Annotated in this window: 16 protein-coding genes and 1 tRNA gene; 16 read left to right on the plus strand and 1 reads right to left on the minus strand. The window is 41.2% G+C overall.

The window, feature by feature from the left end:
- Positions 1-85: 85 nt before the first annotated feature.
- From AC1TO4_RS16360 to AC1TO4_RS16425, 14 genes are all read left to right on the plus strand, one after another.
- Positions 86-478: a hypothetical protein gene (locus AC1TO4_RS16360; protein ID WP_482106199.1), complete on the plus strand. Its 393-nt coding sequence runs from the start codon at positions 86-88 to the stop codon at positions 476-478.
- Positions 479-597: 119 nt separating this feature from the next.
- Positions 598-744, plus strand: a complete 147-nt coding sequence (locus AC1TO4_RS16365) for a hypothetical protein (RefSeq protein ID WP_482103291.1) — start codon at positions 598-600, stop codon at positions 742-744.
- A gap of 606 nt (positions 745-1,350) precedes the next feature.
- Positions 1,351-2,277 carry an HPr(Ser) kinase/phosphatase gene (gene hprK / locus AC1TO4_RS16370; protein ID WP_482106200.1) on the plus strand — a complete coding sequence of 309 codons (927 nt, stop codon included), beginning with the start codon at positions 1,351-1,353 and terminating at the stop codon, positions 2,275-2,277.
- A gap of 30 nt (positions 2,278-2,307) precedes the next feature.
- Positions 2,308-3,114, plus strand: coding sequence for a prolipoprotein diacylglyceryl transferase (lgt, locus tag AC1TO4_RS16375; RefSeq protein ID WP_482106201.1), 807 nt, complete (start codon positions 2,308-2,310; stop codon positions 3,112-3,114).
- 17 nt (positions 3,115-3,131) lie between these two features.
- Entirely contained in the window at positions 3,132-4,076 is a 945-nt protein-coding gene (locus AC1TO4_RS16380) for a nucleoside recognition domain-containing protein (protein ID WP_482106202.1), read from the plus strand.
- Positions 4,069-4,722, plus strand: a complete 654-nt coding sequence (gene ppaX, locus AC1TO4_RS16385) for a pyrophosphatase PpaX (protein WP_482106203.1) — start codon at positions 4,069-4,071, stop codon at positions 4,720-4,722. Before AC1TO4_RS16380 ends, ppaX begins: the two co-directional genes overlap by 8 nt.
- Positions 4,719-5,252, plus strand: a complete 534-nt coding sequence (locus AC1TO4_RS16390) for an acyltransferase (RefSeq protein ID WP_482102348.1) — start codon at positions 4,719-4,721, stop codon at positions 5,250-5,252. Before ppaX ends, AC1TO4_RS16390 begins: the two co-directional genes overlap by 4 nt.
- Before the next feature lie 95 nt (positions 5,253-5,347).
- Entirely contained in the window at positions 5,348-6,868 is a 1,521-nt protein-coding gene (locus AC1TO4_RS16395) for a tetratricopeptide repeat protein (protein ID WP_482106204.1), read from the plus strand.
- A 109-nt stretch (positions 6,869-6,977) separates the two neighbouring features.
- Positions 6,978-7,928 carry a thioredoxin-disulfide reductase gene (trxB, locus tag AC1TO4_RS16400; protein WP_482102346.1) on the plus strand — a complete coding sequence of 317 codons (951 nt, stop codon included), beginning with the start codon at positions 6,978-6,980 and terminating at the stop codon, positions 7,926-7,928.
- A gap of 207 nt (positions 7,929-8,135) precedes the next feature.
- Positions 8,136-8,618, plus strand: a complete 483-nt coding sequence (locus AC1TO4_RS16405; RefSeq protein WP_482106205.1) for an NUDIX hydrolase — start codon at positions 8,136-8,138, stop codon at positions 8,616-8,618.
- Positions 8,615-9,505: an RNase adapter RapZ gene (rapZ, locus tag AC1TO4_RS16410; RefSeq protein ID WP_482102344.1), complete on the plus strand. Its 891-nt coding sequence runs from the start codon at positions 8,615-8,617 to the stop codon at positions 9,503-9,505. The genes AC1TO4_RS16405 and rapZ overlap by 4 nt, the downstream gene beginning before the upstream one ends.
- A 4-nt stretch (positions 9,506-9,509) precedes the next feature.
- Positions 9,510-10,493: a gluconeogenesis factor YvcK family protein gene (locus tag AC1TO4_RS16415; RefSeq protein WP_482106206.1), complete on the plus strand. Its 984-nt coding sequence runs from the start codon at positions 9,510-9,512 to the stop codon at positions 10,491-10,493.
- A gap of 25 nt (positions 10,494-10,518) precedes the next feature.
- The gene (whiA, locus tag AC1TO4_RS16420; protein WP_482102342.1) at positions 10,519-11,466 is read left to right on the plus strand and encodes a DNA-binding protein WhiA; all 948 of its coding nucleotides are present in this window, start codon (positions 10,519-10,521) and stop codon (positions 11,464-11,466) included.
- A 36-nt stretch (positions 11,467-11,502) separates the two neighbouring features.
- A complete protein-coding gene (locus tag AC1TO4_RS16425) occupies positions 11,503-11,760 on the plus strand; it encodes an HPr family phosphocarrier protein (protein ID WP_482102341.1) in 258 nt (85 codons plus the stop codon).
- A 165-nt stretch (positions 11,761-11,925) separates the two neighbouring features.
- On the opposite strand, the gene clpP is transcribed toward AC1TO4_RS16425, so the two are convergent.
- The gene (gene clpP, locus AC1TO4_RS16430) at positions 11,926-12,534 is read right to left on the minus strand and encodes an ATP-dependent Clp endopeptidase proteolytic subunit ClpP (RefSeq protein WP_482102340.1); all 609 of its coding nucleotides are present in this window, start codon (positions 12,532-12,534) and stop codon (positions 11,926-11,928) included.
- 193 nt (positions 12,535-12,727) lie between these two features.
- Between clpP and AC1TO4_RS16435 the strand changes: the two genes are divergently transcribed.
- Both AC1TO4_RS16435 and AC1TO4_RS16440 read left to right on the plus strand, forming a co-directional pair.
- A tRNA-Arg gene (locus AC1TO4_RS16435) sits at positions 12,728-12,799 on the plus strand.
- A gap of 287 nt (positions 12,800-13,086) precedes the next feature.
- Complete coding sequence (locus AC1TO4_RS16440) at positions 13,087-13,245, plus strand: hypothetical protein (RefSeq protein WP_482106207.1); 159 nt, start codon at positions 13,087-13,089, stop codon at positions 13,243-13,245.
- Positions 13,246-13,517 lie beyond the last annotated feature (272 nt).

Consider the following 13,517-nt stretch of genomic DNA (forward strand, 5'->3'; position numbering starts at 1 on the left):
CTTCCTCTCCCAGCCGTAGTATCCAATACCCGTTCTGTATACATTTTCATCCTCTGTGGTGTAGCGCTGATTTTGCGCTACATGTATGGCTAACGGGTGCTTTACTTCAAGACGGAGTAAAGCCTTTTTTCTTATTGAACTAAAGAGGCAGTTTAGTGTAACAAGTGGCATTGAGAAAGGATGTCTTGGTATCAATAATCATACTAATAATTTTGATGATGTTCCATCTGGTGAAAGTATTAGTTATGAACACCTTTTGTTTTATTTGGAACAAGGTAGAGAAATTGAATTTGTTTATCAGGAAAAAGAATATTTTATTTCTAATTCTTCGCAAGGAAGGGCTATGTGGACAGGTCAAACAAGAATAAGTGAGTATTTTGGAGAACGTCATAAAGATATAGTAAATTTCAAAATAGATGGAATAAGTTTAGTGGATTTATTTAAGCGAAATAAAGTTAAGATTACTACCATTTTTTAGCAAGACTAAATATATATATATACTTTGTGAAGAATTATACTTCAACTAACGGGTGCTTAGTGGAACAACAGTAATGTTATTCTTATTAAACTAACAGGGCAGTTTATGGAGGGATAGAAATGGCAAGATTTACTGACGATTTAGCAGGAGCTATCTATGATTTCTTTAAGTTTATTTTCACGAGTATTTGTTATCTTTTTGTTGGAATGTTAATTGTCGGAGTCCCACTTTATCTAATTGCTTTAGTATTTAATATGTTGCACTAACGGGTGCTTTAGTAAAAAAGGTAGAAAAAATTAATCATTAACTATAACATAGCTTTTTAAAAATTTAGTGATAGGTATAAGCAGAGCGCCAAAGCGATATCTAATCCACACTCCGAAGTGCAAGCCTTTCGATAATGAACACTCTAGCGAAGGGGTAAAACTCGATGCGTAGCGCTAATCCAGCCTTAGGGCGAGAGGTATCCCGAAAGCGCCGAGCGGTCTACGATACACACTCTGAATCAACTCCTCCCTCGATAATGAAATCACCAGCGCAGGCGCGGCAAAGGGGTAGCCGAAGCCCTGAGACTGGATGCGAAGCGTAAATCCTGGCTCATAGCGAGAGGCATCCCAAGAGCGCCAAGCGATCTACAACTCACACTTCGAATCACAATTCACTCTCGATAATGTACACCCCAGGCGCAGGCTCATGGCGAAAGGCACCCCCAAAGCGCCAAGTGGTCTACACTTCACATCCCTTCTCACCTTCTATATAGAAAAAGTATTTACTTGTGGACACTTTTGACACATAATCATTTCATTTGAAAGTGGGCATGGTAAAATGAGGCTTAGACGTTTGGGATATATGATAAAAAGGGGGGCGCATCAATGGCTTATGTAACAGTGAAAGATGTTCAAGAAAGGCTCTTTCTAGAACTGAGAGCAGGCGAACAGGGAATCGAGCGGGAAATACATACAAGTGATATTTCAAGACCAGGTCTTGAAATGGCTGGCTATTTCAATTACTATCTGGCAGATCGCGTTCAACTTCTTGGTAAAACGGAACTATCGTTTTTCGCGAATTTGACGAAGTCCGAACGAATAGATCGAATGAAAAGACTCTGTACAAAAAAAACTCCAGCCATCATAGTGGCACATGATATGGATGTGCCGACTGAATTAATAGTGGCAGCGAACAACAGGGGAATTCCTATTTTGAGTACAGACATTCCGACTACACGATTTTCTGGTATGCTGACGAACTATCTTAGTGGCAGATTGGCACCAATGACTGCAGTTCATGGAGTGTTGGTAGATGTATATGGAATTGGTATCCTCATTACCGGTAAAAGTGGTGTGGGTAAAAGTGAGACAGCTCTTGAACTCGTTAAAAGGGGACATCGTCTTGTGGCGGACGATCTCGTTGAAATTAGGCAAGTCGCCAAAAATGTTTTGATTGGAAATGCGCCAAAACTTCTAGAACATATGCTGGAAATCCGCGGAGTTGGAATTGTAGATATGATGACGTTGTTTGGGGCAAGTGCTGTTAAAAGTGATAAACGGATTTTAATTGTAATCGATCTTGAGATTTGGGATCCGGAGAAGGTATACGAACGTCTGGGTCTCGATGACGAGAAGATGAAAATTGTAGATTCGGAATTGACGAAACTTACTGTACCGGTACGTCCTGGACGTAACTTATCCGTTATTATCGAAGTTGCAGCGATGGATTACCGGATGAAAAAGCTTGGCATCAATGCGGCAGAGGAGTTTTCGAGAAAACTGGATGCTCAAATCGATGGAAATCTAAACTAATGCTTCGTGAGAGAAAGGAATGGTTGATGGATGTTTGAATTACTGGCAATAAACCCGATTGCATTCTCGCTTGGACCATTGGAAGTTAGATGGTATGGCATTCTAATTGCACTGGGCATTATTCTCGCATTTTTTGTTGTTCAAAAAGAAATGGTGAAACGTGGGATGCACCCAGATTTTTTAACTGATTTGTTAATTTGGGCAGTTCCAATTGCGATTATAAGCGCAAGAATCTATTATGTACTATTCTCGTGGGATTACTATAAAGACCATCCCGGCCAAATTATTCAAATCTGGGAGGGAGGCATTGCAATCCATGGTGCATTGATTGGTGCCTTCATCACGACCTATTTTTATACGAAAAAAAGAGGTATTTCATTTTGGAAAACGGTTGATATTGCAGCAGCCGGCCTTTTAATCGGTCAAATTATCGGACGCTGGGGTAATTTCATGAATCAGGAAGCGCACGGAGGTCCTGTTTCGGAAAAGTTCCTCGAAACGACGATTATTCCGGATTGGATCATGAATCAGATGACCATTGAAGGCGTTACGTACCATCCGACATTTTTATATGAATCCATGTGGAATATCGTAGGGCTAATCATCATTCTTTTATTGCGCAAAGTGAACTTGAAGCGTGGTGAAACGTTCCTCTTTTATCTAGTATGGTATTCAGCAGGACGTTTCTTCATAGAAGGAATGCGAACGGATAGCTTATATGTTATCGGTGAACTACGGGCCGCACAGCTTGTATCTGTTGTTACTATCATCTTAGCACTCATTGTTTTCATCGTAAGAAGGTATATTCAAAAAGTAAATGTAAATTATAAAGATTAGAAAAAGGGGAATGGGGAATGGGGACACTTCAAAATGGACTAAAGGCGGGGCTACGTACAACATGGTCACTTGGGAAAATCATTTTTCCAATAACAGTGCTTGTTGTCATTTTACAGCATACTCCTTTGTTGCCATGGCTAATTAAGTTAATCGCACCGTTTATGGGGATATTTGGCTTGAGTGGTGAAGCTGCAATTCCGTTAGTTCTTGGTAATGCACTCAATTTATATGCGGGAATCGCAGGTGTTTTATCGTTAGAATTGACAGTGAAGGAAGTATTCATCATTGCCGTGATGTTGTCTTTTTCACATAATATATTCATTGAAACAGGCGTGGCGGTAAAGGTTGGGGTAAAAGTATGGATCGTGCTCTTAGTGCGATTTGGACTTGCCTTTATGTCAGGTATTATCATAAACCTGATGTGGAAAGGCGGAGGAGAGACAGCACAGTACGGGATGGCTCCGAAAGTTTCGGAATTGCCGAGTGGGTGGCCTGAGATTATTTTGCTAGGTGTGCAAAAAGCATCATTCGGCGTACTGCAGCTTGCTCTGATTGTTATTCCTCTCATGATTCTCGTACAGTTTTTGAAAGACCGTAATTACTTACAAAAGTTTTCAGAGAAACTGGCACCCTTCACAAGAGTGATCGGTGTACAACCAAATGCTTCAATGACACTTGTTGCAGGTCTAGTCATCGGTCTAGCTTATGGTGCAGGCATAATGATTCAAGCAGTACAAGAGGATGGCGTGAGCAAAAAAGATGCGACACTGGCATTCATATTTCTTGTAGCTTGTCATGCGATCGTCGAAGACACCTTGATCTTTATTCCGCTAGGCATTCCTATTCTGCCATTACTGATAATTAGGGTTATAACAGCCTTTGTGCTGACAATTATTGTCGCATTTGTCTGGAGGCGTGCTGAACAAAAGAAAGAGAAGGGAGTTCCGATTTCAGATGGCTAAACCAATTACAACACTTTTATTCGACTTTGACGGAACGTTACTTGATACAAATGAATTGATTATCCAAACATTCCAGTACGTCCTAGGTAATCATTATCCTGGGAAGTATGAGCGAATTGACATACTGCCGTTTCTTGGGCCAACTTTGATTGAAACATTTGACTCGGTTGACCCTGAAAAAACAGAATTACTGATAGAAGAGTATAGAGCGTGGAATAGATCAATGCATGATGAGCTGTCAAGTGAATTTGACGGTGTTTCAGAAACATTGAGGTTATTGAAAACGGCGGGCATGAAAATGGCGATTGTCTCCACTAAGAAAAAAGATATGGTTATCAGAGGTTTGGGACTTCTTGACGTGGAAGGTGTATTTGACGAAGTCATCGCAATGGATGATGTCGTGAAAACTAAACCTGATCCAGAACCCATTCTGTTGGCTCTCAATCGCTTGGGTGCCAAAGCGGATGAAGCGCTGATGATAGGGGATAACTATCACGATATAGTGGGTGGGCAAAATGCTGGAGTACGTACCGCTGGAGTTGCGTGGTCTGCAAAAGGCGAAGAATTTCTACAGTCATTTAACCCGGACTTTATGCTGCAACATATTTCAGACCTGTTGCACATGGTTAAAGGTATAGAGGCGTGAGACGTACTGAAAGGTACCCCGCAAAAGATGGCGCAAATTCGCTCTGGCATATATATAAGACAGTTCCATTTTTCAAAGTGGCAAAAAATTTTATTGTCATTCAAATTTCAAGGTATACACCGTTCATGCCCATGAAAAACTTTCTGTATCGCAATTTTTTAAAAATGGAAGTTGGACATAAGACGTCATTTGCACTCATGGTGATGCCAGATGTTATGTTCCCTGAACGGATAAAGGTCGGTGATAATTCAATTATCGGTTTTAATACGACGATTCTTGCCCATGAATACTTAATAGACGAGTATCGTATTGGTGACGTTGTCATCGGAAAGAATGTCTTAATCGGAGCGAATACATTGATCCTACCTGGAATCGAAATCGGCGACGGAGCGGTTATATCTGCGGCATCCCTTGTTAACCGTGATATTCCGGCAGGCGTGTTCGCAGGTGGAAATCCGGTAAAAATTATCTTCACTGAAGAGCAGATGAAAGTTCGACAACAAAACTCAATCGTAGAGGAAAATAGTTGAAAGTAGCTAGTGTCCGCGTTAATTATGATATAATGGGGGACAATACGGGAAGGAACGTACTTTGCGTTCCTTCTTATTTTTGTGGGGGAATATGATTGGATAAACTTAGTAAGAAGCATGAAAAAAATGTCATTTCGTTCAATCCGGACGGTGAATTTTATTATAATAAAGCAGTTCAAGCAATGCAGCGCGATCGTTTTGATGATGCACAAAGATATTTAAAGAGAGCGACTGAACTCAGTCCTGAAGATCCAAAGATTCTTATGGAATACGGTGTGCTTGTTATGGAAGAGGGACGTTTTGAAGAAGCTCACGAGCTGCTTATGACGGCGAATACTCTTGACCCGTCTGAAGAGGAAATTATCTTCTACTTGGCAGAAGTACATGCACATCTGGGTATGTTACGTGATGCAAAAATGTATGCCGAAAAGTATATTTCACTTAATCCGGATGGTACTTTTGCTGATGATTCAATGGAGATTATTGATTTTGCAGAACAAGAAGAATCATTTAATGATGATGAAATGCCGGATGGTGAAGTATATTTTCTCCAGGAAAAAGCTCGTCGATTGATGGAATCAGGTGATTTTACGGCAGCTGTAGAATTGCTTGAGCAAATTATAGTCGACTATCCCGAGTTTTGGGCGGCGTATAACAATTTAGCACTTGCCTACTTTTACATTGGGCAAAATGAGCGAGCCAGCGAATTACTCCATGTCGTTTTAGAGGGCAATAAAGGAAATATCCATGCACTCTGTAATCTTGCGGTCTTTTATTATTATGAAAAAAAGGAAGAGGACTTAGAGTCTTTACTTGCTTTACTCGTGAAGATAAAACCGTATCAAATTGAAAATCGCTATAAACTAGGTGCTACGTTTGCGCTGATTGGCCGACATAAAGAAGCATATAACTGGCTCAGAAGTTTACAGATAAGAGGGTTTGAAGGAGATACGGGCTACTATTTCTGGCTTTCCCATTCTGCTTATTTTTCTGGACACGAAACAGTTGCAAGAGATGCATATGCAAAGTTAGTCGACTTAGATCCAACGAAGGTTGGATATGAGCCTTGGAAAGATGTCCAAGAGATCATAAAATCCGATTCACTTGAACAGGATAGGGGATTTCTTTTAAGTAAAATTACAAATCCCTATAGAAGTGAAAGGATGTTTGGGTTTTATCTTCTTGGAAAGTCAGGACATAAGCAGGAAATTATCTCACATCCGTCATATATCGAAATTGAAAAACTAAGTAATTTTGAACGGCTTTTCCTGGCAAGTGGGCTCGACTATGAGTTCATGCCGGAAAGTAAGTTCGATAAGTCATTTATGAGGGCGCTAGAAACGACGGACTTGCTCTATGCCAAATACTGTCCGTTGGATAAACAAGCGACACATCTTTTCCAAATGTGGTTTACTTTGTGTGAAACGGGGCTTAGCCAATCGTATTCTTTCCGAAATCCAAGAGCGCTTGCAGCAGCGGCAGATTATATGTTTCAATCATCCCGTTATCCGGGTGTGACCAAGACAGCAATTGCTAAGGGATTTGGTATCTCAGTGCCCACCTTGACGAAATACGTTGGTGAGTTGATAGAATATCTTCCGCAATTCGATGTTTAATGTTGTGACGCCGCTTCCCATACACTGTCATTCATAAGCAGTAAAGTTGAATAGAAGGCCAAAATCCTATACGATTTATGTTGTAAATGTTGTGGAGGAGGAAGTTCACATGACAACTGAGAAGATTTATGATGTCATCATTATTGGTGCCGGCCCTGCGGGGATGACGGCTGCTGTTTATACATCACGGGGGAACCTTTCAACGCTAATGCTTGAACGTGGAATACCAGGTGGTCAAATGGCAAACACGGAAGAAATTGAGAATTATCCTGGATTCGAACATATACTCGGTCCCGATCTTTCTACAAAAATGTTTGAACATGCCAAAAAGTTTGGCGCGGAATATGCTTATGGTGATGTTACAGATGTTATTGACGGACACAGTTATAAGACGATTGTCGTTGGGGACAAAGAATATAAAGCGCGTGCAATTATAATTACGACTGGAGCCGAATACAAAAAGATGGGAATTCCAGGCGAAACAGAACTCACTGGACGAGGCGTAAGCTATTGTGCGGTTTGTGACGGTGCTTTCTTCCGTAAAAAAGAGCTAGTTGTTGTAGGCGGCGGAGACTCTGCTGTGGAAGAAGGAGCCTATTTGACACGGTTTGCGGATAAAGTGACGATTGTTCACCGACGCGGTGAATTACGAGCACAAAAAATCCTTCAAGATCGTGCATTTGCAAATGATAAGATTGAATTTATCTGGAATTCTTCTGTCAAAGAAGTTAACAGTAATGGAGGAAAAGTCGGTTCCGTGACACTTGTTTCAACAATCGATAATTCTGAAAGAGAATTTGAAACGGATGGCATGTTTGTCTATATCGGAATGGATCCGTTAACAGCTCCTTTTGCTAAACTTGGAATTCTAGACGAAAATGGTTATATCGCTACGAACGAAATCATGGAGACATCTGTACCAGGTATTTATGCTGCAGGTGATGTGCGTGAGAAGTTATTGAGGCAGGTTGTAACGGCTACAGGAGACGGCAGTATCGCTGCACAGGCTGTACAGAAATATGTCGAGGAATTAATGGAAAAGTTAGGCGCAGAAGCATAACTTTTTAATGAAACCTTAACCTGACTGTAACAGTAATGCAACATCAAAGGGGTATAGTAAAAGTATCAATTGACCCCCTTTTGATATAGCAAGCTTAAATTAGGCTGTCTGCCGGTTCAATCCGGTAGTTAGCCTTCTTTTTTTGTCGTTTTCCAATGGTACGTTGTATAATAGTATTATGCAGATTAAAAAAGTGGGGATAGTCAAATGCAGAGAATAGTAAACTTACTTGTCATTAAAGACAATCGTGTATTATTGTTGAAAAAACCGCGCCGTGGCTGGTACGTGGCCCCAGGAGGAAAGATGGATCCCGGTGAGTCGATTTACGAAACGGCAGTCAGGGAATTTACCGAGGAGACGGGTGCAAAGCCGGTTAACCCATACTTAAAAGGCGTTTATACGATGGTGATTACTGATGATACGGGGGAACACGTGAAAAATGAATGGATGCTTTATACGTTCATTGCAACTGATTTCAGTGGTAAACTTTTTGAAACAACCACTGAAGGCGTGCTTGAGTGGCATTCTGTTGAAAGCCTTCAGACGCTTCCCATGGCGGAAGGAGACCGCACAAATTTGCTATATGCGGTTTCCAAGCAGGGTATACAATACGGGACGTTCTTTTACACCGAAGAATTTAAACTATTAAAAGAAGTAATCCAGAATTCTGTGGAAGGTGATGGGAAATGACCGAAATTGGGAAGCCAAACAGCGATGTTGAAATAGTTATCATAACGGGAATGTCAGGTGCCGGTAAAACAGTAGCCGTGCAGAGTTTCGAAGATCTGGGGTTCTATTGTATCGATAATTTACCGCCAGAGCTGCTTGTTATGTTTCTGGATTTGATGATGAAATCGGAGAATCGTATGAAACGGATAGCCGCTGTTATGGATACGCGGGGAGGCGATCTCTTTGATTCGCTCATCGGTGCACTAGATAATTTATTGAAGATGAAAGGCGTATCTTCCCGAATCTTATTCCTCGATGCCAACGACGAAACGCTAGTCCGACGTTATAAAGAGTCAAGACGCTCGCATCCGCTATCGGAAGGTGGATTACCATTAACCGGTATTAAAAAGGAACGGCTACTATTGACTGAGATGAAAGGACGTGCTCGTTCAATATTCAATACGACAGGATTAAAGCCTAGAGAATTACGGGAAAAAATCATGTCTGAATTCTCCTCTAAGGAAGATTTAGGTTTTACATTGAATTTCCTGTCATTCGGCTTTAAGCACGGAATGCCGATTGATGCAGATGTCGTGTTTGATGTACGTTTCCTACCAAATCCCTTTTATATCGAGGACTTAAAACCGAAAACCGGTCTAGAGAAAGAAGTCTACGACTATGTACTGAAGTGGAACGATACACAGATGCTAATTGAAAAATTGACAGATTTATTTAAGTTTCTGATCCCACAATATAAAAATGAAGGAAAATCACAAGTTGTCATTGCATTCGGTTGTACCGGGGGGCAGCACCGTTCTGTCACACTCGCCGAGTTTTTCGGAACACGGTTCAAAGAGGAGTATCGGACACTCATTACGCATAGGGATATTGAAAAAAGAAAGGATTGACGCTATGCCGAAATCGAAGCATATAAAAAAAGTGGTGGTCTTCGGTGGCGGAACCGGATTGTCAACGTTATTACGCGGATTGAAATATCATCCTGTCGATTTAACGGCGGTCGTCACTGTCGCTGATGATGGCGGGAGTTCGGGCAGGCTTTTGGATGAATACGATATCCCACCTCCAGGCGATATCCGGAAAGTAATGGCAGCGCTTTCAGATGTTGAACCACTTATTGAGGAAATGTTCGAGTATCGCTTCTCAATATCAGAAGATTTAAAAGGCCATTCCCTTGGGAATCTAATGTTGGCCGCAATGACGGATATCACTGGTGACTTCGCCCGTGCTGTTGAGCAAATGAGTCGGGTACTTAACATAAAAGGGAAAGTATTGCCTGCTGCAAATCAGCGAATCACATTGCATGCAGAACTTGAAGACGGTACAATCGTGACAGGCGAATCGAAAATACCTGTATACGAACGGAAAATTCGAAGGGTATATCTATCACCTCAAGAAGTTGAACCGTTACCTGAAACTATTGAGGCAATTAAAGCGGCTGATCTTATCATTATTGGTCCGGGCAGCTTATATACGAGTATCTTACCGACATTACTTGTTCAGGCGATACGTAAAGCAGTATTGGGGTGTAAAGCGAAAAAGGTATACATTAGTAACTTGGCAACGCAAGCAGGTGAGACCTATCGCTATACAGCCTCAGAGCATGTCCAGGCACTGTATGATCATGCAGGCGAAGCATTTATTGATACAGTATTATTAAATGGCACAGCACTTCCATCGTTGCAACAAGGCAAGAAATTGACTGGACCACCTTGGCCTGTCGAAAATGACATTGAATCGTTGCAACGACTTGTCCCGAATATTGTAGTAAAAGACATCGGCCTACTCTATGAGGGGAATATAATACATGACTCTGAAAAGGTTGCTAAATGGCTTATCGATTATATGGAAAATGGGATAAAAACGGAACAGACCTGATTGTCGCCGAGAAAGGGGAAGAATCATGTCTTTTGCATCAGAAACAAAGAAAGAAATGACACAGATAGAAGCAGATGATTGTTGTACAAAAGCAGAAGTCGCAGCATTCATCAGGATGAATGGGGCACTATCCTTTTCCAATAAGCAGTTGAGTCTAGATGTGCAAACTGAAAATGCCGCTATAGCCAGACGGCTTTATTCGAATTTGAAAAGGTTGTATCCATATAAAGTGGAACTGCTCGTCCGAAAAAAAATGCGTTTGAAAAAGAATAATGTTTATATTTGTCGAATTCGAAACGGTGCGAAAGATCTTCTTGAAGATCTTTACATCTTGACGGGTACGTTTCAATTCAAAAATGAGGTTGCAAAGGAATTGGTGAAAAAGAGATGCTGTCAACGCGCTTATTTACGAGGTGCTTTTCTAGCAGGTGGTTCCGTTAATAATCCGGAAACGTCTTCCTATCATCTTGAAATCTTTTCAATCTATAAAGAACACAGTGAAGACCTAGTCGATCTGATGAACAAATACCATTTGAATGCAAAATCCATTGAACGTAAAAAAGGATATATCGCTTATTTAAAGGAAGCCGAAAAAATATCGGATTTTCTAAGTATTGTCGGTGCGCATGTTTCCTTAATGAAGTTTGAAGATGTACGGATTATACGGGATATGCGGAACAGTGTGAATCGTCTTGTGAATTGTGAAACAGCGAATATGAACAAAACGATAGGAGCTGCACAGCGCCAAGTTGAAAATATAAAGTTCATCGAAAGAACAATCGGCCTTGCGGAACTACCTGAAAGACTACAGGAAATCGCAAGACTTCGGGTGGACAATCAGGACATCACTTTAAAAGAGCTCGGAGAATTAGTTACGGGCGGAATGGTAAGCAAGTCAGGTGTAAACCATCGTTTAAGAAAAATAGAAGAAATTGCGGAAAACCTTCGCAGTGGTGGACTCGGCAGTCGGTGAATCCGATGTCGGACCAAGAGAGGAGTAGATACTGTCATGGCAGAAAGAACAGTTGAAGTGAAGATGAAAACGGGGTTACAAGCACGGCAAGCAGCCCTTTTTGTTCAAGAGGCAAATCGCTTTATGGCGGATATATTTTTGAAAAAAGACGAACGCCAAGTGAATGCGAAAAGTATAATGGGGATTATGAGTCTTGCCATTGCACGAGGAACAAGCGTAACACTAATTGCAGAAGGAAATGACGAAGAACAAGCTTTAGAATCACTTGTCAATCTGGTTGGAAACGAAAATTGATATAACTCGCCGTTACTGCTGTCTGAAGACATGTAGAAGCGGTTTTTTTCTTTTCAGAAAAAAGCTTTGGTATCGGGAAGAAGATTCGTGTCTCACCGTGAAATCACCAGTTAAGTAAATAAAAAAGCCGATTCTCCAAAAATGGAAAATCGGCTTTCTAACTAATTATTTTGTTTTAGGTGCGTCTTTCATATCACTGCGTGTAATAATATGGTCAATTAAGCCATATTCTTTTGCACGTTCAGCTGTCATGAAGTTGTCGCGATCCGTATCCTTCGCGATAACTTCGACCGGTTGCCCAGTACGCTCTGAAAGAATCAAGTTCAGTTTTTCGCGAATGAATAAGATATGCTTAGCAGCAATTTCAATTTCTGTTGCTTGTCCTTGTGCCCCTCCAAGTGGTTGGTGGATCATAACTTCAGCATTAGGAAGCGCATAGCGTTTACCTTTAGTACCGGCAGCGAGTAGGAACGATCCCATTGATGCAGCCATTCCTATGCAGATTGTTTGAATGTCAGGTTTGATGAATTGCATCGTATCAAAGATTGCCATTCCAGCTGTAACGCTTCCTCCAGGACTGTTAATATAAATGGAAATGTCCTTATCTGGATCTTCAGCTTCTAGGAATAGAAGTTGAGCAACGATAGAGTTCGCAACGTTGTCATCGATTCCACTTCCGAGCATGATAATACGGTCTTTCAATAGACGGGAATAGATGTCGTAAGCACGTTCACCACGGCTAGTCTGTTCAATTACTGTAGGTATTAGATTCATTCCATTTCCTCCTTCAAGGTGGATAGATTGTAGGTCTATTGAAACTAGATATCGTTTCAACTGTAACTTTATCATACATAGTATGGTCAACGAAGGTCAAATATAACGCTTTAAAATAAGCATTGCAATCGTGTTGCCGCACTAGTATACTTAGTCTTGTCTATTACAACACAACATTATATAATAAGGCAACGCCCTCGTGGTGCAACGGATAGCACGTGAGCCTCCGAAGCTTAAGATGTGAGTTCGATTCTCGCCGAGGGCATTTAAAGTGACGTTGCAACAACGTTATTGGTCGCAAGCACTACGCGACCTCCGCTAACCTCCTTTCATTTACGTAGAAAATACGTATTTTGAATGGGGGTTTTTTCGTTGTCTGAAAACAGTGAACGCGTCGCTATTAGCGGAAGTCAATAAAGCGATTGGGCGAGCAGTCGAAAACCCGGCCGCCCAAATCCCCTATAAATACAGTTTTTTCGCTATAGCGGAAATATTTGTAAGTGTGTATAATCAGAATAGTGCCAAAATAAAATTTCATTGGGGGTTATTTTATTGAAAATGTGGTACAAGCGTTGGGTAGTGGTATGGGGTGGCACGTTTGGCGTATTATTTGTCATATGGCTATTTACACCGGACGTAGAGCCGGAAGTCGAAGTGGATGTGGTGGTAGAGTATTACGACACGCACGCAAAAAAGTTAGCGAAAGAATAAGGTACGACATTAAATGGATTCATATATAAAGAGCGGAAAGCCTAGTGCAATCAAGTACAGGCTTTTTTCGTTTAGCCATGCGGATATCGCACGACATAAAAAGAGCCGCGCCATCAAGCGTAGCCCTTTTCGGTTATCCTTATTATTCAATCGTCAGAATATCGTTCATTCCGTACAGCTTACCGTTGTGTTCGAGCGTCTTCATGACGTTTACAATCCGTTCTAGTGTTTCGAGGTTTTAGGACTTGCTGCCACCTTTGCAATGTAAAGTA

The sequence above is a fragment of the Sporosarcina sp. Y838 genome (genome assembly GCF_056786515.1).